The 18778-nt window shown below is 72.1% G+C and carries 18 protein-coding genes; 8 read left to right on the top strand and 10 right to left on the bottom strand.

Annotation, left to right across the window (positions count from 1 at the left end):
* The first annotated feature begins 334 nt into the window (after positions 1 to 334).
* The gene (locus STBA_RS37975) at positions 335 to 1417 is read left to right on the top strand and encodes a hypothetical protein (RefSeq protein WP_077061232.1); all 1083 of its coding nucleotides are present in this window, start codon (positions 335 to 337) and stop codon (positions 1415 to 1417) included.
* A 19-nt stretch (positions 1418 to 1436) separates the two neighbouring features.
* On the opposite strand, the gene STBA_RS24080 is transcribed toward STBA_RS37975, so the two are convergent.
* Positions 1437 to 2225 carry a helix-turn-helix transcriptional regulator gene (locus STBA_RS24080; RefSeq protein ID WP_077061231.1) on the bottom strand — a complete coding sequence of 263 codons (789 nt, stop codon included), beginning with the start codon at positions 2223 to 2225 and terminating at the stop codon, positions 1437 to 1439.
* Between the two features lie 93 nt (positions 2226 to 2318).
* Between STBA_RS24080 and STBA_RS24075 the strand changes: the two genes are divergently transcribed.
* Both STBA_RS24075 and STBA_RS24070 read left to right on the top strand, forming a co-directional pair.
* Positions 2319 to 3149 carry a phytanoyl-CoA dioxygenase family protein gene (locus STBA_RS24075; RefSeq protein ID WP_171987775.1) on the top strand — a complete coding sequence of 277 codons (831 nt, stop codon included), beginning with the start codon at positions 2319 to 2321 and terminating at the stop codon, positions 3147 to 3149.
* Between the two features lie 54 nt (positions 3150 to 3203).
* Positions 3204 to 3506, top strand: a complete 303-nt coding sequence (locus STBA_RS24070) for a hypothetical protein (RefSeq protein WP_077061230.1) — start codon at positions 3204 to 3206, stop codon at positions 3504 to 3506.
* A 392-nt stretch (positions 3507 to 3898) separates the two neighbouring features.
* Here STBA_RS24070 and STBA_RS24065 read toward each other — a convergent pair whose 3' ends face one another.
* Positions 3899 to 4633, bottom strand: coding sequence for an SGNH/GDSL hydrolase family protein (locus STBA_RS24065; RefSeq protein WP_077061229.1), 735 nt, complete (start codon positions 4631 to 4633; stop codon positions 3899 to 3901).
* A 196-nt stretch (positions 4634 to 4829) separates the two neighbouring features.
* On the opposite strand from STBA_RS24065, the gene STBA_RS24060 reads away from it, so the two are divergent.
* Positions 4830 to 7124 carry an MMPL family transporter gene (locus STBA_RS24060; protein ID WP_077061228.1) on the top strand — a complete coding sequence of 765 codons (2295 nt, stop codon included), beginning with the start codon at positions 4830 to 4832 and terminating at the stop codon, positions 7122 to 7124.
* A gap of 77 nt (positions 7125 to 7201) precedes the next feature.
* On the opposite strand, the gene STBA_RS24055 is transcribed toward STBA_RS24060, so the two are convergent.
* The 6 genes from STBA_RS24055 to STBA_RS24035 all read right to left on the bottom strand — a co-directional run bounded on the left by STBA_RS24055 (position 7202) and on the right by STBA_RS24035 (position 12401).
* On the bottom strand, positions 7202 to 8293 hold the full coding sequence (locus STBA_RS24055; RefSeq protein ID WP_253194953.1) for a cytochrome P450: 1092 nt from the start codon (positions 8291 to 8293) through the stop codon (positions 7202 to 7204).
* Complete coding sequence (locus STBA_RS38990) at positions 8290 to 9645, bottom strand: cytochrome P450 (RefSeq protein ID WP_253194951.1); 1356 nt, start codon at positions 9643 to 9645, stop codon at positions 8290 to 8292. Before STBA_RS38990 ends, STBA_RS24055 begins: the two co-directional genes overlap by 4 nt.
* A complete protein-coding gene (locus tag STBA_RS24050) occupies positions 9642 to 10214 on the bottom strand; it encodes an ATP/GTP-binding protein (RefSeq protein WP_077063555.1) in 573 nt (190 codons plus the stop codon). Before STBA_RS24050 ends, STBA_RS38990 begins: the two co-directional genes overlap by 4 nt.
* Positions 10215 to 10218: 4 nt before the next feature.
* Positions 10219 to 10566 (bottom strand): DUF742 domain-containing protein, encoded by a 348-nt coding sequence (locus tag STBA_RS24045; RefSeq protein ID WP_077061226.1) that lies wholly within the window; start codon positions 10564 to 10566, stop codon positions 10219 to 10221.
* A gap of 93 nt (positions 10567 to 10659) precedes the next feature.
* The gene (locus STBA_RS24040) at positions 10660 to 11100 is read right to left on the bottom strand and encodes a roadblock/LC7 domain-containing protein (protein ID WP_077061225.1); all 441 of its coding nucleotides are present in this window, start codon (positions 11098 to 11100) and stop codon (positions 10660 to 10662) included.
* Positions 11097 to 12401: an ATP-binding protein gene (locus tag STBA_RS24035; protein WP_143659561.1), complete on the bottom strand. Its 1305-nt coding sequence runs from the start codon at positions 12399 to 12401 to the stop codon at positions 11097 to 11099. Before STBA_RS24035 ends, STBA_RS24040 begins: the two co-directional genes overlap by 4 nt.
* 280 nt (positions 12402 to 12681) lie before the next feature.
* Between STBA_RS24035 and STBA_RS24030 the strand changes: the two genes are divergently transcribed.
* On the top strand, positions 12682 to 14430 hold the full coding sequence (locus tag STBA_RS24030; protein WP_077061223.1) for an ABC transporter ATP-binding protein: 1749 nt from the start codon (positions 12682 to 12684) through the stop codon (positions 14428 to 14430).
* Positions 14431 to 14472: 42 nt separating this feature from the next.
* Positions 14473 to 14823, top strand: coding sequence for a heavy metal-responsive transcriptional regulator (locus STBA_RS24025; RefSeq protein WP_077061222.1), 351 nt, complete (start codon positions 14473 to 14475; stop codon positions 14821 to 14823).
* Positions 14824 to 14830: 7 nt separating this feature from the next.
* On the opposite strand, the gene STBA_RS24020 is transcribed toward STBA_RS24025, so the two are convergent.
* Positions 14831 to 15793, bottom strand: coding sequence for a hypothetical protein (locus STBA_RS24020; protein ID WP_143659560.1), 963 nt, complete (start codon positions 15791 to 15793; stop codon positions 14831 to 14833).
* Between the two features lie 345 nt (positions 15794 to 16138).
* On the opposite strand from STBA_RS24020, the gene STBA_RS24015 reads away from it, so the two are divergent.
* Both STBA_RS24015 and STBA_RS24010 read left to right on the top strand, forming a co-directional pair.
* Positions 16139 to 16624 carry a pyridoxamine 5'-phosphate oxidase family protein gene (locus tag STBA_RS24015; protein ID WP_077061220.1) on the top strand — a complete coding sequence of 162 codons (486 nt, stop codon included), beginning with the start codon at positions 16139 to 16141 and terminating at the stop codon, positions 16622 to 16624.
* A gap of 181 nt (positions 16625 to 16805) precedes the next feature.
* Complete coding sequence (locus STBA_RS24010; RefSeq protein ID WP_077061219.1) at positions 16806 to 17024, top strand: DUF6243 family protein; 219 nt, start codon at positions 16806 to 16808, stop codon at positions 17022 to 17024.
* A gap of 72 nt (positions 17025 to 17096) precedes the next feature.
* Here the strand turns inward: STBA_RS24010 and STBA_RS24005 are convergent.
* On the bottom strand, positions 17097 to 18778 hold a 1682-nt coding region (locus STBA_RS24005), incomplete at its 5' end, for a chondroitinase-B domain-containing protein (protein ID WP_253194949.1).

Here is an 18778-nt window from a genome sequence, read left to right as displayed (position 1 = left end):
AAAGACGGTGGCGTGACGCCCCGTCCGGGCGGCAGATCCCCGAGGCGTACGAACATGTGGACTGTTCCGCGCCGCATTCACCCCAGCAATGTATTATTTTCTTATCGAATTCGTCAGCGTGCATCGCCGATATTCACGGTCGAGGTAATCCCATACATGCAAAGTTGACGACATCGCTCGTTGGGATGGTGCGGGTGGTGCGGCGCCATTCACCCGCTCCGGCGCCGCCGTTCTCCCCCCGACGCGCCACCACGCGCCGGGCGCTCGGGGTGTGCGCGTGCGGCGGCGCGGGGCACGAAGCAGGCAGCCGACCCGACCCCGGGAGGACAGCCGCGTGCGCGAACCCGCCGCCGACGGACCCGTGTTGTACTGCCCGATCGCCCCGGCCGTGCACCCGCAGGCCGAGCGGATCGAGGCCGAGTGCCGCGCCTGGCTCGGCTCCTGGGGCCTGTTCGCGGACGAAGCCGGCCGGGCCAGGCTGACCGGGGCGCGCGCGGGCGAGCTGTCGGCGCGCGTGCTGCCGCGCGGCTCCGCCGAGGGCGTTCGGCTGTCGGCCGACTTCCAGATGTGGCTGTTCGCCTTCGACGACGCCCTCGACGACGCACTGGGAGAGGAGGGCGAGGAGGCGGCGCCGGGGGTCTGCGCCCCGCTCCTGCGGGTGCTGGACGCGCCGTGCGCGGGCCCCGGCGGCGACCGCTGGGCACGGGCGCTGCGGGAGATCAGACTGCGGGTGCAGGCGCTGGCCACCCCGGTGCAGCTGGACCGCTGGGTCGCGGCGACCGGGCACTTCCTGACCGGCCGGGCGCGGGAGAGCGCGCGCGGGCGCGCGGCCCCGCTGCCCTCGCTGAACGACTACGCGTCCCACCGGCTGCGCTCCGGCGCCGTGAGGGCCTGCGTGACGCTGATGGACGTCGTGGAGGGCTACGAGCTGCCGCCCGCGGACGCCGGGCGGGCGGAGGTCAGGGCGCTGACCGAGATGTGCGCCGTGCTGGTGTGCTGGGACAACGACATCGTCGCCGCGCGGCACGAGGAGCGGCACCGCGCCGCGCCCCGGCCCAACCTGGTGGACGTCACAGGGCACGAGTACGACTGCCCGCCCGCCGAGGCGCTGGCGCGTGCGGTGGCCGCGCGGGACCGGGTGATGCAGCGGTTCCAGGCGGTGCGCACCCGGGCCGAGCCGGTGGCCGCGGACCCGGTGCGGCGCTACCTCGGGGGCCTGGGCACGTGGGTGCGCGGCAACCTCGACTGGTCGGTGCGCTCCGCGCGCCACCGGCCGGACGGCGCACCTGCCGCGGGCCGGGTGCGCCTGACCGGCACCCCGCCGGGCCGGGACGAGGGCCCCCTGCCGCTGCCTGCCGTGGCCTGGTGGTGGCAGCTGCCTTCGGACGCACGGGAGCAGGGCCCCGGGCCCGGGTGAACGCCGGGCGCCGCGCGCCTCACCCGGGCGCGGGGCCGCGGCGGGCGGCGGCGCGCACGGCCCGGGGGGAGGCACCCAGCTCACGGCGGCAGATCTTGTTGAACGCCTGGAGGTCGCCGATGCCGACGGACGCGGCCACCGACGCGATGGGCAGTGTCGTGTCGCGCAGCAGGTGGCCCGCGCGCTCCATGCGGCGGCGCCTGAGGTAGGCGATCACCGTGTCGCCGGTCTCGGCGCGGAAGAGGCGCGTCAGGTGGTTGTGCGAGACGTCCGCGGCCCGGGCCAGTCCTGGCACGGTGAGCGGCTCGGCGAGGTGCGCCTCGATGTGGGCAACGGCCGCGGCGACCGCCGGGTGGCCGCCGTCCGCGCCGTCCTGGGCGGGCAGGTGCGCGATGGACCACAGCGCGGACCACACCTCGGCGACGGTGCGCGCCGGGGTGCGCGGGCGGGCCCCGATGGCCCGCAGGAGCTGGTCGGAGAGCGCGGCGGTCCGCGTCCCCGCGTCCTGCACCGCGGGCAGCGTGTGCGGCTCGCCGGTGCGGGCCGCCCGCAGGTGCGCGTAGAGGTGCTCGGACCGCCCGCGGTAGTGGTAGCGCACGAGGGTGCCGGGCGGGACGAGGCTGACCCAGCCGGGCCTGACGGTGTACACGGTGTCGTCGACAGTGAGGCGGGCCGTGTACCGGTACAGGTGCAGCTGCCACAGATCCGGCAGCCGGAAGGTGTCGTGGAGGCTCGCCGTGCCGTGCACGCCGACGCCGATCCCCTCCACGTGCGGCGGCTCGCCGAGCCGGATCTGGAAGCGTTGCATGGTGAAAAGTTACCAGTAGTGGTGAGCAGCACCCATGTGCACGCTGGGCCTTCGCTTCTACCGTTGGTCAGCAGCAACCACTTGGAGGGAAAGATGAGCGACCGTCCCGCACCCGAGCACCTGCTGACCTCCGTCCAGATGGCCCGCTTCGTGGCCCACGGCTTCGTGCGGCTCGACGCCGTGGTGCCCGAGGAGCTGAACGCCGACGCGGTGGACGTGCTGTCCGCCGGCATCCCGGCCGTCCCCTACGGCACCCCGGTGGCCGAGGCGTTCGCGCCCGGCTCCCTGCCCGCACGGCTGATCGGGGTGCCCGCGGTGGCCGGCGCGCTGCACAGCCTGGTCGGCCCGGCGCCGCACGTGGACCACCACGCGGTGCACGTGCGCGAGCCCGGCGAGGGCTCGGCCCAGCCGCTGCACGGCGACGCGATCATCGACGTGCGGCCCGACGCGTTCGACGTCCAGCTCATGTACTACCCGCGGGAGGTCACGCTCCGGGCGGGCGGCACGCTGATCGTGCCGGGCAGCCATCTGCGGCGCACGAACGAGAGCGACACCGGCCGCTACCAGAACCTGCGCGGCCAGCACCGGCTGACCTGCCCGGCGGGCACGGTGGTGATCCTGCACCACGGCCTGTGGCACGGCGGGCGGCGGAACGAGGGCACGGAGCGGCGCTACATGTTCAAGATCCGCTTCAATCCGGTGGTGCGGCAGCGGCTGCTGTGGAACACCGCCGACCTCGACGACCCGGCGGTGGCCGAGGAGTTGCGCGTGCAGTTCCCCTGGTACGAGCAGGCGACCGGGCGGCTCGAATTCCACAACCGGGTCCGGCTGTGGCGGGCCCTGACCGGCGAGGACGACTTCGACCTCGACCACTGGGTGACCCGGGTCAGCAACCGGCCGGAACGCCTGCCGGCCGACGCCTGACCCCGCACGCTCCGCACGTTCCGCGAAAACACCGTTCAGGAAGGACCGTCTCCCATGACCACCGCGGAAACCCCCGCAGCCACCGGCACCCTGCGGCAGCAGGTGCTCGTCCTGTACCTGTCCACCTCGGCGCTCGACAGCGGCACCGTCGGCTGGGCCCGCTACGACGGAACGGGCGCCACCACGCCGACGACGGGCGACGGCGACGAACCGCCCTACCCGGACGGGGTCGCGGCCCTGCGGGACGGCTGGCGGCTGATCCAGGCCGCGCAGCTGATCCCGCCCTATCCGGGGCACGAGTACGACGTCTCGTTCCTCAAGCACGAGTTCCTGTTCGAAAAGCTCGTGCGGGTCTGAGCGCGGCGGCCCGTTTCGGGCACGGGGCGGGCGGGCACCCGTGGCGTCCCTGTCGTTTCCGCGAGCCGTCCACGGGAGAGCGCCCCGATGGTCACACCGAAGCCGCCCGATCCGGTACCGCCGACGCCGACCCCGCCGCCAGGACCGGGCCCGGAACCCGGCCCTTCGCCGGGTCCCGTGCCCGGGCCGCCGCCAGGTCCCCCGCCCGAGCCGATGCCGCCGCCGGAGCCCGACCCGGTGCCGCCGACGCCGCCTGGCCCCGATCACCCGGAGCCGCGCCCGCAGCCCGCTCCCCCGCCGGCCCCGCCGCCGACCTGAGGCCGCCGGCCTGAGGCCGCCGGCCTGAGGCCGCGGGCCGCCGGCGCGGGCCGCCGGCGCGGGCCGCGTCTGCGTCAGGCCGCTCCGGTCAGCACCCCCGAGAGCGCGGGGAACCAGCGGTCGGCGATCTTCCTGGTGCCCGCGTCGTTCGGGTGGACGCCGTCCCCCGTGTCCGTCGCGGTCGAGAAGCCGGTCCACTGGTCGACCACGACGACGGGTGACCGCGCCGTGCTCAACTCCGCCGCCCAGCCCGGGATCGCCGCGTTCAGGTCGATCACCCGCTGCCCGCACGCGCCGCACGAGCTGGGCGCCATCGGCAGGATCTGCGCCGCCAGGACCGTCACCTGCGGATTCTCGGCGCGCATCTGCCCGACGAGCGTGGTGTAGGCCGCGAGGATCGCGTCCGTCGAACGGTTGCTCCACACGTCGTTGGTGCCCAGGTGCATCAGCACCACGTCGGGCGAGGTCTGCGCCAGCCAGCCGGGCAGCTGGTTCTGATCGGCCATGTTGGTGGCCAGGATGCCGCCGTGGCCCTCGTGTTCGCCGTCGTAGGCAAACCCGCAGCCCTGCGGGGCCTGGGTGCCGACGAAGTCGATCCCGGTGTGTCCCGCCGCGGTCAGGTCCTGCCACAGCAGGGCACGCCAGCAGCCGGGCGAGCCGGTGATGGAGTCGCCGAGCGGCATGATCCGCACCGGCTCGGCGGACTGGGCGGGCCTGGCCGCCAGGGTCAGGAAGACGGCGAGGAGAACGGACAGGACCAGGCCCGATCTCCGCGGCATGCGGATGAGGGTGGACATGGGGGTGGACATGGGGCTGCTCCAGGGCAGGTGGAAGTCCCGCCGGATGCGCGGACCGTTCGGACGGCCCGTGCTCAGCCCCCTCTCCGGTGGCGAGGAATTTCTTCCCGCCGCCTCCTCGCGGTACTCCCCCCGATGTCACATCCGGCGCCCCCGCTCCGTCCTGGCTTGCGGCGGACACACACCGCGATGCAAGGGAGATGGAACGATGCTGGCGAACCTGACAGGGCTCCTGCTGCGACGGCGCAGAGTGGTGCTCCTGGTCGCCGTCCTGCTCGCTCTGGTCGGCGGCGCCCTGAGCGCCACGCTGTTCGACAAGATGAAGGCGGGCGGGTTCGACGACCCCGGTGCCGAGTCCGGCCGGGCCGCCGACGTGCTCGCCGAGGACTTCGGCCGCGAGGACCTGAACCTGGCCCTGCTGGTCAGGGCGCAGGACAGCGTGGACGACCCCGCCACCGCCGCCGCGGGCGAGGAGCTGAGCCGCCGGCTGGCCGAGGAGGACGGCGTCGCCGAGGTCTTCTCCTACTGGCTGGCCGACCGCGCCCCGCAACTGCGCGCGGAGAACGGCGACAAGGCGCTGATCCTGGCCGCCGTCGAGGGCGACGACACCGAGGCGGGCGAGCGGCTCACCGAGCTGGAGCCCCACTTCGAGGGCGAGCAGGCCGGGGGCCTGCACGTCGAGATCGGCGGCACCGCCATGATCAACCGGGAACTGGGCGAGCTGAGCGAACGGGACGCCGTGCGCGGCGAGATGCTCGCGTTCCCGATCCTGCTGGTGATCCTGGTGCTGATCTTCGGCAGCCTGGTCGCCGCCGCGCTGCCGCTCATCGTCGGCGCCCTCACCATCATGCTGTCGATGGGCATGATGTGGGCCCTGGCCGGCGTCACCGACCTGTCGGTCTTCGCCGTCAACGTCGTGACCCTGCTCGGCCTCGGCCTGGCCGTCGACTACAGCCTGCTGATGGTCAACCGCTACCGCGAGGAGCTGGCCGCCGGGCGCCAACCGGCCGCGGCCATCCGCGTCATGATGCTCTCCGCGGGCCGCACCGTCGTCTTCTCCGCCGTCACCGTCGCGGTGACCCTCGCCGGCCTCGCCTGGTTCCCGCTGCTGGCCCTGCGGTCCATGGCGTACGCGGGCATCGCCGTCGCCGTGCTGACCGCCGTCGTCACGCTGACCGTGCTGCCCGCGCTGCTGGCGCTGCTCGGGCCGCGCGTCGAGGCGGGCCGCCTCTTCCGGCGCCGCGGCGCGGCGGCGGCGGCCGCCCCGGGCGCGGCCGGGGACGTGGCGAACGGCTTCTGGCACCGGCTGGCCTCGTTCGTCATGCGCCGCCCGGTCCCGGTGGCCACCCTCGGCGTCCTCGTCCTGCTGCTGCTCGGCAGCCCGTTCCTCGGCATCAAGATGGGCACCGCCGACGAGCGCGGCCTGCCGGAGTCCTCCGCCGGGCGGCAGGTCGCCGAGACGCTGCGCGCCGAGTTCGACTCCGGCGAGAGCCAGGCGCTGAACGTGGTGCTCCCCGGCACGCCCGCGGACTCCGGCGAGGTGCCCGCCTACGCCGCGGAAGTCTCCGCCCTGGCCGGCGTGGCCCGCGTCGACACCGTCACCGGCTCCTACGCGCAGGGCACCGAGGCCGCGCCCCCCGGTGCGCGGCACGAGGACTTCGCCGCGCGGGACGGCGGGGGCGTCCACCTGTCCGTCGTGCCCGAGCCGAACGGCACCGCGGCCGTCGAGGACCTGGTCCGCGAGATCAGGGACCTGCCCGCCCCCGGCGAGGCGCTGGTCGGCGGGCAGACGGCCGTCAACATGGACGGCATCGACAGCATCCTCGACCGCCTGCCGGTCGCCGGTCTTACCCTGGTCGTGACCATGGTGATCCTGCTGTTCCTGCTCACCGGCAGCGCGCTGCTGCCCTTCCTCGCGATGCTGCTCAGCGGCCTCGGCCTGACCGCCACCTTCGGCGCCCTGGTGTGGGGCTTCCAGGACGGGCACCTGTCGGGGCTGCTCGGGTTCACCACCACGGGCGACGTCGTCGGCACGGTGCCGGTGCTGCTGTTCGCCGTCGCGTTCGCGCTCGGCATGGACTACCAGGTGTTCATGCTGTCCCGCATCAGGGAGGAGTACGAGCACACCGGCGACCCGACGGCCGCGGTCGCCGTGGGGCTCGAACGCATCGGGCGCATCGTCACCGCCGCGGCGGCGGCGCTGTCCGTGGTCTTCCTCGCGTTCCTCATCTCCGACATCTCGTTCATGATGGCGATGGGCGTCGGGCTGCCGCTGGCGGTGCTGATGGACGCGACACTCATCCGCGGCGTGCTGCTGCCCGCCACGATGCGGCTCGGCGGGCGCGCGATCTGGTGGCTGCCGCCGGGACTTCAACGCGTGCACCGGCGGTTCGGGCTGCACGAGCACGTGCCGCCGCCCGCCACGGACGCCGGAGACGCCGGAGACGCCGGGGACGCCACGGACGCCGGGGACGCCGGGGAACGGGTCCGCGCCGACCGGTGAACGCGCGCCCCGCCCCGCCCCACCGGAGCGGCGGGGCGGGGCGGGGCGGACAAGAACGGCAGCGGGCGCGGCGTGGCTCAGCCGGCGACCCGTTCGCGGACCAGGTGGACCGGCAGGATCTCGGGGCCGTGGGAGATGAAGGACTCGATGGGCGGCGGCGTGGGATCGGCCAGCTCCATCGAGGGGAAACGGTCGAACAGGGCGGGCAGCGCGGCCCGCGCCTCCATCCGGGCGAGCGGCGCGCCCAGGCAGTAGTGGACGCCGTGGCCGAAGGCCAGGTGGTCGCGGGTGGGGCGGGTGATGTCGAACCTGGCCGCGTCGGGCCCGTGCTGCGCGGGGTCGGTGCCCGCGGCGGCGAACACGGCGAGTATCGCCTCACCGGTGCCGATGGTGACTTCGTGGTCCAGCTCTATCGGCTCGGTCGCGTACCGCAGCGGGAGGCTGGCGACCGAGGGGGCCCACCGCAGCGTCTCCTCGATCACCGCGTCCCAGCTCGCGCGGCCCGAGCGGACCAGCTCCAGCTGGTCGGGGTGGGTCAGCAGGCCCCTGACGGCGTTGGCCAGCAGATTGACCGTGGTCTCGTGCCCGGCGGACAGGACCAGCAGCAGCGTGTCGAGCAGCTCCTGCTCGGAGAGCCGGTCGTTCCCGTCCCTGGCCTCGATCAGCGCGGTCGCCAGATCGTCGTCGGGCTCGGCGCGCTTGAGGGCGGCCAGTTCGCTGAGTATCTCGTACAGCTGCCGGTAGTTGGCGGCGGCCTCCTCGGGCGGCACCGAGGTCCTGAATATGCTGTCCATGGTCCGCAGCATCCCGGGCTGGAGGCGGGCGGGCACCCCGTACAGCTCGCATATCACCCGTATCGGCAGCGGCTGGGCGAACGCGGCCCGCAGATCGAGCGGCTGTCCCGCGGGCGCGGCGGCCATGGTGTCGAGCAGGTCGCTGGTGAGGGAGTCGATGCGCGGGGCGAGGGCGCGGGTGCGGCGGGCGGTGAAGGCCGGCGCGACCAGCTTGCGCAGCCGCGTGTGGTCCATCCCGTAGGCGGTGAACATGTTCTGCACGGCGACCCAGGTGTACAGCGGCCAGGTCTCCGGTATCCGGCCGGCTATGAACTCGGGCCAGTGCTTGCGCGCGTCCTTCGAGACCCGCGGGTCGGTGAGCAGCCGCTTGATCAAGGCGTGGCTGGTGATGGCCCACGCTTCGACGTCGCCGGGGAGTAAGACACGGACGGCCGGTCCTGCCTCCCGGAGACGGGCGGCTTCGCCGGGGACGTCTCTTCCGGTGGGGTCGAGGACGAACGGCTGACGGTCCATGGACTGGTTCCCTTCTGATCGGGCGCGATCGGTGTGAAGACGGCGGGAAGCTCGGTGAGCGCCCGGTGGAAAGGACCGGGGCGCCAGGTGAGCTGGTCAAAGGGAACGGTGAGCCGGATGTCGCACAGCCACGACGTGAGCCGGTCGATCGCGGTGGTGGCGATCAGCACGGCCGGCTGCTGCGCCGGGCAGGCGTGCGGCCCCGCGGCGAAAGCCAGGTGGGCGCCGGAGTCGGAACGTGGCCCCGGCGGCAGGTCGGCGGGCGCGGTGTTGGCCGCGGCGTAGGAGACGAGCACCGGCGTACCGGCCGGAATCCAGGTGCCGTGCAGGTCGACGTCGCGCCGCGGGTAGTGCGCCGAATAGTTGGCCACCGGCGGGTCGTTCCACAGCACGTCGGTGATGGCGTCGGTGACGGTCAGCGCGCCGCTGGAGACCGTGCGGTAGTAGCGGGGGTCGGACAGCATCCGGGCCAGGGCGTTGCCCATCAGGTTGGTGAGCGGGTCGTAGCCGGCGGCAAGGGTCGTCACCAGCTGGCCGATCACCTCCTCCTCGCTCAGCTCCACCGGGTGGTCGATCAGCCAGGAGGTGAAGTCCGGGCCGGGCTTCTCCCGCTTGGCCGCGACGAGTTCGGCCAGCAGGTGGCCGAACTCGTCGTTCGCCTGGTGCGCCTCCTCCGGCGAGTGCGCGTCGAACATGCCGTGCGCCGCGGCCACCAGACGCGGGCTCGCGGCCTCGGAGACGCCGAACACCCCGCTGAAGATCAGCAGCGGCAGCACGCGGACGTACTCGCTGATCAGGTCCACCTCGCCGCGGTCGGCGAAGCCGCTGATCAGCGAGTCGGCGGACCGGTGCACCAGGTCGCGCAGCTCGTGCGGCTCGATCAGCGCCAGGCTGTCGGTCGTGGCGCGGCGGTAACGGGCGTGCACCTCCCCGTCGTTGAACAGCGCGTTGGCGCGCCACATCAGCATCGGCAGCAGCTGGCTGTCCGCCGGGAGGGTGTGCTGCCACACCCGCGGGTCCTTGGAGTAGGTGTCGGTGTCGTGCAGCACCTCAAGGGCCGCCCGGTAGCTGGTCACCAGCGTCGCGCGGACTCCGGGCGCCAGTTCGACGGGCGCGCAGGCGCCGTACGCGCGCAGCTTCGCGTAGACGGTGTGCGGATCGCCTGCGAACTCGGGTCCGTACATCGGCACCGGCTGCATGGGGTCGGTGGTCACGACTGCTCCAGGGCGGGGAGTTTCATCACATGCTCGGCGAGCGCGAGCAGCGCGTTCAGCGACGTACCGCGGTCGCGGGCGTCGCAGCTGACCAGCGGGGTCTCGGGGGCCAGGTCGAGGGCCTGCCGCAGGTCCTCGTCGGGGTAGTCGGGCGAGTCGGGAAAGTCGTTCAGGGCCACCGCGTACGGGATGCCCTGCTCCTCGATCATGCCCATCACTTCGAAGGAATCCCCTATACGGCGGGTATCCGCGAGGATCAGCGCCCCCAGCGCGCCGTGCGTCAGGTCCTCCCACAGCGCGTGGAAGCGCTTCTGCCCCGGGGTGCCGAACAGGCACAGCGCGAGGTCGTCGCCGAGCGAGATGCGGCCGTAGTCGAGACCGACGGTGGTGGTCGTCTTGTCCCTGACTCCGTGCAGGTGGTCGACGACGGCCCCGGTGGCCGTCATGACCTCCTCGGTCTTCAGCGGCGGGATCTCCGACAGGGTGCGGATGATGGTGGTCTTGCCGACGCCGAACGGGCCACTCACGATGACCTTGACCAACTGCTGGTCAGGGTTGCGCAGATAAATACCTCTACTGGAGGGCGCGGAGTCCACGGATCACCCTTTCAAGGAGTTGCTTGTCCGGCTGCTCACCGGCGGGGACCGCGGTGGGCGCCCGCACGATCAACAGCCCCTGGTCGAAGAGGTCACTGGCGAGGACTTTGACGAAGCTCACGGGCAGGGACAGGTGGGCGGCCACTTCCGCCAGCGGGAGGGCACCCGCCTGAAGAATCTCCATCACCCGCTGCCCGGCCGGCGTCACGTCGCCCGGGATCTCCTCGATGGCGCACCGCAGCACGGTCAGCCGGTCCAGAACGTTCCGGCTCGGACGCGTTCTGCCGCCGGTCCACACGTAGGGCGGAATCAGCCGCCGGTTCATCGAAACTCCCTTGCGTGAAGGCACACGCAGCGGTCAACGAGCTGCCCGGCGGACGGCGTCGCCCCTGGGGCGCCGTCCGGTCCGCCGGACCGGTCAGCCGTCGCTGCCGGCCGGAGCCCTGCCGACGTCGCCCCTGGGCGGGCTGACCATCGCCTTGCCCAGGGTCTGCACCTGCTTCTGCATCTCGTACGAAACGTTGTCCATCGCCACCCCGGGGCCCGTGAACACCGCGAGGTAGGTGCCCTGGCCCGCCGGGATCACGAACACGTACCCGTCGTACGTCTCGACCATCACCTGCCGCAGCAGCGAATCGCCGCCGTAGTACGTGTGGCTGGTGCCGCGCCCCGAGGCCAGCAGGGACGCCAGGACCGCGGACAGCTTCTCGGCGGTCTCCGTGTCGAGACCCGAGTGGGCCTCGTAGAAACCGTCCGCGGTGATCACCATGGCGTGCTGGACGTCCGGCACCTCAAGGATGGGGGTGAGGACGAAGGAGAGGTCCACTTTGGGCTTGGTGACGGGGACTCGGGCGTTCATCGGCTATCCCTTTCAGAGTCGTGCTCGGGGGCGCTGCCTGGCTCCGCGGCCCGTCCCCTGGCGGTCCCCCGCTGGAGCGCGCCCATGCGTGCCGCGGCCTCGTCCGGGTCGCGGAACGCGCGGTTCGCCGGGCCGCCCACGCCGCCGGAGGCGGCGGGAGCCGGGTCGGACGCGCGGCGGTTGCGCCGCTGCGGCAGGGCCGGCGGGTCGTCCTCCGCCGCCGCCGGGGCGGGGGCCACGGCCGGGCCCACGGGCGCGGGGCGCGACACGGGCGCCGGGATCGGCGGCTCCTCGGTCACCGGGGTCAGCAGCTCGCTGGGGATGAACACCACGGCCTTGACCCCGGCGTAGTGCGAGGGCTCCACGGACACCGCGACGCCGTACTGCCGGCACATCTCGCCGATCGCCGCGAACCCCGAGCGCGGCGGGTCGCCGAGTTCCGCCAGGTGGATGTCCTCCTTGCCCGACAGCAGGCGGCGGGCCCGCCCGAACTCGTCGGCGTTCATGCCGATGCCCGCGTCGTTGATGACGACCACGGCACCGTTGTGCGCCTGGTGGAGCGACACCTCCACCGGCAGCGAGCCGTGCGAGTGGTGCACCGCGTTCGCCATCAGTTCGGCGATGACGATCGCCACCGGCTCGGCCGCGCGGTCCGCGACGGCCACCGGCTCCGGCAGGTGGTCGACGATCTGCACCCGTTCGTAGCTCGGGATACGGGAACTGGCGCCCATGACCAGCGCGCGCAGCGGCGAGGCGGTGCGCACCAGGCCCGCGCCCGCGCCGCAGACGACGCGGGTGACCTGGAGGCGGCGCAGGATCTGCTCGTTCAGGTAGTCGAGACCCGCCAGTTTCTCCGCCAGCTCGGGATCGTCGTACTTGTGCAGCATGTCGTCGACGGTCGTCTGGAGTTGGTAGCACATGGTCTGGAGTTTGGTCGTCGCCCCGCGCATGGCCGCCTGCGCCGCGCCGTCCACGCGCCGCCGCTCTCCCAGAACGGCCGATGACACCCCTGCGAGTACCAACTCGAACGCCTTGCCGCCCGGCCCGTCGAGCAGCTCGGGGTAACGGGCCGCCGGCACCCTGACGTGCGGATGCCGCAACGCCTTGGCCATCGCGGGCAGCCGGTTCTCCGCCAGGTGCTCCGCCTCCTCGGCGATCAGCCGCTCGCGGCGCGCGGCCTCGGCCAGCCGGTCGCGCAGGGCGGCCACTTCGGCGTCGGCATCCGCCGTCCGGCGCCGCATCTCCACGTCCAGCCGTCGCTGGCTTCGTTGCTGCCGCAACCACAGTGCGGCAAACAGCACGGCCGACACAGTGCCGGCCACCAGACAGACGGCCAACGCCGCCGGTATCTCCATCGCACCCACCCAAAAGGTGTCGGCTACCCACAAATTGAACATATCCGCGGCGGGGAAAAGCACATCAGGACACGGCGACCTACCCGCGCCGTGCCCGACCATGCACAGCAACCGGCAGCCAACCTGTGCCAGTTGCAAGCACCGCTCCAGCGGCAGGCCAGAGTCAAGCAGGCGGAACGTCACTCCGCAAGCCGAACTGGTGACCAAGCGTGGGTAGGGTGAACGCGTGTCCGTCCCTCCCGCTTCCGCCGCGCCCTGGCGCGTCCTCCTGGCCTACGTCCGGCCGCACCGCAAGGCGCTGGTGGCGGGCGCCCTGCTCTCCCTGACCACCGGCGCCACCGGCCTCGCCCTGCCGCTCGTCGCCCAGGAGCTGATCGGCGACCTGTCGGCTGACCGTTCCATCTCCGGCGCACTCGTGCTGCTCAGCCTGCTCGTCGTCGCGAACGCGGGCATCGGCGCGCTCGGCGGCTACGTGCTCCAGCGCACCGCCGAATCGGTGGTGCTGACCGCCCGCCACTCCCTCACCTCCGCCCTGCTGCGGCTGCGGATCTCCGCCGTGGACGCCGTCGAGCCCGGCGACCTGCTGGCGCGCGCCACCTCCGACACCACGCTGCTGCGCGCGATGACCACCAACTCGCTGATCGGCTTCGGCACCGGCGGCCTCACCCTGGTCGGCACCCTGCTGATGATGGGCCTGGTCGACCCGGTGCTGCTCGCGGTGACCGTCGGCGTCATAGCCGTCGCCTCCCTGGTGATCGGCGGCATCGTCCCGCTGATCAACCGGGCGGGCAAGCGCGCACAGGAGTCCGTGGGGCGCATGGGAGCCGCCCTGGAGCGCGCTCTCGGCGCCCTGCGCACCGTAAAGGCGTCGGGGGCCGAGCGGCGCGAACGGGACGCGGTGCACCGCGCGGCCGAAGAATCCTGGCGGGAGAGCGTGCGCGCCGCCAAATGGCAGGCGCTCGCCGGGAACACGGCCGGGCTGTCCACGCAGGTCGCGTTCATCACCGTGCTCGCCGTCGGCGGCGCCAGGGTGTCGACCGGCGCGATCGACGTCGGCGCGCTCGTCGCGTTCCTCCTGTACGTCTTTTATCTGATGTCGCCGATCCAGCAGCTCGTCACGGCCGTCTCGCAGTACCAGCTGGGCTCCGCGGCGATCAGCCGCATCCAGGAGGTGCAGGCCCTGCCGGGCGAGCCCGACCGGCCCCCGGCCCCCCTGCCCACGCCCGGCGCCGAGCCCGCGGCCGTCGCTTTCGAAAACGTGCGCTTCCGCTACTCCCCCGAACTGCCGTACATCCACCACGGGGTGACGTTCGCCGTGCCGCCGCGCGGCATGACCGCGTTCGTCGGCCCGTCCGGCGCGGGCAAGACGACGGTCTTCTCCCTCATCGAGCGGTTCTACGACCCCGTCGAGGGCCGGGTCCTGCTCGACGGCCTGGACATCGCCGAGTGGGACGTCGCCGCGCTGCGCGCCGCGATCGGCTACGTCGAGCAGGACGCCCCCGTGCTCTCCGGCACGCTGCGCGACAACCTGCTCTTCGGCGCGCCCGACGCGGGCGAGGCGGCGGTCAGCGCCGTCCTCGCCACCACCCGCCTCGAAACGCTGGTGACACGGCTGCCCGAAGGGCTCGACACCGTCGTCGGCCACCGCGGCACCAAACTGTCCGGCGGCGAACGGCAGCGCGTCGCCATCGCACGGGCCCTGCTGCGCCGCCCGCGGCTGCTCCTGCTCGACGAGGCGACGTCCCAGCTGGACGCGGTGAACGAGGCGGCGCTGCGCGACACGGTCGCGGCCGTCGCGCGCGAAACCACCGTGCTGGTCGTGGCACACCGGCTGTCGACGGTCACCACCGCCGACCGCATCGTGGTGATGGACAACGGCCGGGTGCTCGCCGTCGGCACGCATACCGAACTGGTCAACGGGAGCCCGCTGTACGCCGAACTGGCCGCCACCCAGTTCCTCGCCGCCGTCGAATAAGCACCCTTTCGGGCGACGGGCGGGGGACACATCCTTGGAGACATGCGCATCGGATCGCTCGCCCACGCGGCCGGGGTGACCACGAAGACGGTCAGGTTCTACGAACGGACCGGACTCCTGCCCGAGCCACCCCGCACCCCGTCGGGCTATCGCGACTACCCTCCGGAGAGCGCGGACCGCCTCGTGTTCATACGCGGCGCCCAGGTCGCGGGGCTTACGCTCGCCGAGATAAGAGACGTGCTCGCGGTACGGGACAGCGGGCAGCAGCCGCACGGCCAGGTCGCCGACCTGATCGCAGGCCGGCTGCGGCAGGCCGAGACGCGCCTCGCCGAACTGACCCACGCCCGCGACACCCTGCGCGCCCTCGCCCACGCGCCCGCCCCGCCGCCTTGACGCGCGGTCAGTCGCTCTCCGCGGGGAACGGCCGCAGGCTGTTCATGATCTGGCCGATCGTCTCCTCGTCCAGCGCCTCGGGAACGCCGACGTCCGCGACGAGCACCCAGGTCGCGAGGTCGTTGTCGGGGTCGAGGTACGAAACCGTGGTCACCCGGCCGGCCGGCGGACCGCACGGGCTGTCCTCGCCCTGCGGCAGCCCGGTGACCGTCGCCGTCACGGTGTGCCCCACCAGGCCGTGTTCGCTCTCGAACGGCTCCGGCTCGCCCACCTCCACCTCGGCCTCGTGCGTCCCCGCCCAGGCCGCGAGCGCGAAGCGCTCCGCGTCCGCCGCCGCGGCCTCCTCGGTACCGGTGTAGCCCTGCCCGCCCCGCGTCCCGGCCATCGCCCGATCGCTGAGGTACTCGGCCTCCGCGCACCAGGCGTTCAGGTAGACGGCCGGTGCCATGACCCCGATCGTCATCTCGCCCGTGGGCTCCTCGCCCGGCACCTCCTGCTCGTAGCCGCGCGCGGTGCTCGCGCTCTCGATCTCCCAGTCCTCGGGGGGCACGTCGAACGCGTTGTTGCGGTCCTCGTTCGTCTGCACCTGCCAGTCGGGCGCGACGACGGGATCGGGCTGCTCGACGACCCCCTGCCGCGGATCGTCCGGCGCCGCGGGCCGCTCGGTCTCCTCGGCGGACGGGCTGTCGTCCGCGCCGATCTCGCGCTCCTGGGAGCCGTCGTCATCCCCGGCGACGACGAGGACCCTGCCGATGACCCCCGCCACCACCAGGACCGCCACGGCCGCCACGGCGATCACCGTCCGCCGCCGCCTCGGCGGCGGCGGCGGAACGGGCGGCGGCGTGTCCCCCGCCGCCTGCCACGGCCCACCGGGCTGCTCGGCGCCGTACGGGTTGTTCTGCTGATATCCCGGCTGCTGATAGGGGTTCGACCAAGACTCGCCCCCCGGCTGCTGCTCTCCTGGCCTCATGCCGCGACCCTAAAACCTCACACCCAGCCCACGCCATGCAGCCCACCCCTGCGGTACCAAGGTGTGACGTTCAGCCCCCCAACCCCCCGGACAGCCGACACGACGACACGACGACAACAGGCCGACCGCTCCTGGCGGCGCACCGTCCGGGTGCATACCGGTCGAGCAGCTCCGGTGGCTGGTCGGAGGTGATGCGGCAGGAGTCGTAGAAGCCGGCGGGCGCGGCACGATTACCGTGGGCGCGTAGACGGTGATGCGGCCGCGGGTGTCGAGAACCTGCCGGCGTCTCCGTCCCAGGGACATGGCGGCCACGAGCGGCCGCACGACAGCAGAGGACGACGAGTCATGGACCCCGAGCAGATCGCACAGGAGCTGGCCGACGCCCACGAGCTGTTGAGCCAGGCGTCAATGGCGCGGCTGGCATACAACGGACTCGACGGGCTGCCACGCGTCATCCCGATCGGCATCTTCTGGACCGGCGACGAGATCGTCATGTCCACCGCGGCCACGGCGCCCAAGGTAAAAGCGCTGTCCGCCCGCCCCGAGGTCGCCCTGACCATCGACGCCGGCGACAGCCCTGGCTCGGCCAAGACGCTGTCGGTGCGCGGCGTCGTGCACCTCACCATCGTCGAGGGGGTGGTTCCTGAGTACCTCGCGGCCGCGCGGAAGAACTTCGACGCCGAGTACGCGGCCGAGTTCGAACGGAACTGCCGGGCTATGTACGACCAGATGGCGCGTATCGCGCTCGAGCCGCGGTGGGCACGGTTCTACGACTTCGGTGCCGGCCGAATGCCGCGGTTCCTCGCCGAACTCGCCAAGAAGTCGAGCTGACCGCGTCGCCACGGAGACGTGCACCCCAGGTATGACAAGTCGGCGCCGGCCGCGCGCCACCAGCGGCTGGGGGAAAATCAGGTGCCGGGGGTTCGGGGCTCGCGTTAACGTCGTGGCATGTAGCGTCTGCCATCCTCGCCCGGCGTCTTCCGGATCACTTCTCACCAGGTTGGAGACCCCCATGGCCAAGCGCCAGAACAACCTTCTCGGCGTAGGCGGGCAGCGCAAGAGGCTGTCCCGTGCCGACCGGCAGGGCTCGGCCCCTGCGGGTACAGCGGACCGTGAGTCGGCCGCCGATCGGAAGCAGGAGCTGTTGCGCAAGATGCGCGAGCGCACCGAGGCGGCTCGCACGGCCCCGGCGGATGAGTCCGCCGAGGCCGCCGAGGACACTCAGAGCTGATCGCTTCACCGGGCGGCCGGGCCGACGCAGCATGCCTGCGCCGCCCCGGCCGCTTTTGCCGTTCCTCTGCGCCTACGCGGCGTCCGGGCCGACGTCGGATGCGTTGAGGGGGCTGCGGGTGATGGTTGACGAGGAGTGTTCGTCCGCTCCGATGTCGGCGGTGCCGGTACGGGGCTGGCCGTCGATGTCGTCGGTGACGAACGCGTGGTCGCCGGTGCCGGCGTCGATCGCCGGGCTGTCGGCGCCGATGTGCTGCACGGGGCCTTCGCCGGTGAGCAGCGGGTCGGCCGTCATGATGGCGGAGTCCGGTTCGCTGACGCCGACGGTCGCCGATCCGGTCGGCCAGGCGATGTTGCCGGCGTAGGTCATGTCCTCCGGCGTCATGAGTTCGTTGAACAGTTTGCCCTCGCTGCCGACGACCACGTTGTCGGCGATGACCGTGTCGACGGGGGCGAGGTCGTAGTTGGCACCGATCTCGATGTTCGAGGTGTTGTTGACGAAGGTGTTGTTCACCACGGTCGCCCGGTAGACACGAAAGTGTTCACTGAGCGCGCCGGAGGTGTCCACGTTGCCGCCGTCGATCTGGAGCGCCGCGTCGTAGCCGCTGCCGGTCAGGCCCTCGAAGTGGTTGTTGTAGATCGTATGGTCCTGGCCGTAGATCCGGATGCCGCCGGTGCCCTCCTTCCCTTCGCCGAGGAAGAAGTTGCCGTAGAACTGGCCTTCGTTGCCGTGCCGTTGGGTCACGGTGCCCTGGGAGGCGCGGAAGGTGTTGTAGCGGACGGTGTTGTTGTTGCTCTTCACGGAGATGATCTCCGGGTCACCGTCGCACTCCTCGAAGAGGTTGTGCTCGATGAGGGTGTGCCCGTCCGACTCGGAGATCGCGCTCTGGCCGACCCGGATGGCCTCCATCTCGTTCTCCGCGCGGGGGCCGATGTTGCGGAAGTGGTTGTGGTCGATGCGATCGTGCTGGGACTGCTCGGTCTCCGATCCGTCGATGGTGATGAAGTTCCCCAGCTCGTGCTTCTCCTCGAACAGGTTGTGGTCGATCCGGTTGTGGTGGCTGTCCGCCCCGCCGATGAGGACCCACTTCAGGGACTCCTCCTCGGTGAGCCGGAAGTGGTTGCGGGTCAGGCGCACGTTGTTCGAGCTGGTGATCTTCAACGTGTCGCTGTTGGTCCACGTCAGGCCCTCGAACGTCACGTACGAGGAGTCCTCGATTTCCAGCTGCCCGTCGCTGATCTCCGCCTCGCCGCGGTTTTCCGCGACGACGGTGATGGGCTCGTCCTCCGTGCCGTGCTTGCCGGTCATGCTGCTGATCTCGTACTCGCCGTCCGCGAGCACGATCCGGTCACCGGCCTGCGCGGCGTCGAACGCGTCCGCCAGCTCGTCCGAGTCCGAGACGTCGACCGTGCTGCCGGGGTCCGGGGCGGGGTTCTCCCCACCGTCGTCCCCGCCCCCGTCCTCGTCGCCGTCGCCGTGCGTGACGTTCAGGTCGTAGATCTCGACCTCGCCGTAGTTGTCGCCGCTGCACGGGGAGGAACGGTCGCAGTTGGCCTGCGTGTAGGCGCCGGCCTTGAAGTAGTTGCCGTCGCCGGAGTTCTCGATCGTGGTCTCGAGTTCACCGTTGTAGTAGATGTCGATCTCGCCGTCGCTCACCACGTACTGGAGCTCGAAGACGTCGCCCAGCTCGTACTCGTCGGTGATCAGGTGATGCTCGACGGTGTCGTCCTCGGTGATCCACAGCTCCTCGCCCA

Origin of the sequence: Streptomyces sp. MP131-18 (genome assembly GCF_001984575.1) — a bacterium.
Lineage (GTDB): Bacteria > Actinomycetota > Actinomycetes > Streptomycetales > Streptomycetaceae > Streptomyces > Streptomyces johnsoniae.
The sequence above is the reverse complement of the archived record's forward strand: the minus strand, read 5'-3'. Positions and strand labels throughout refer to the sequence as shown.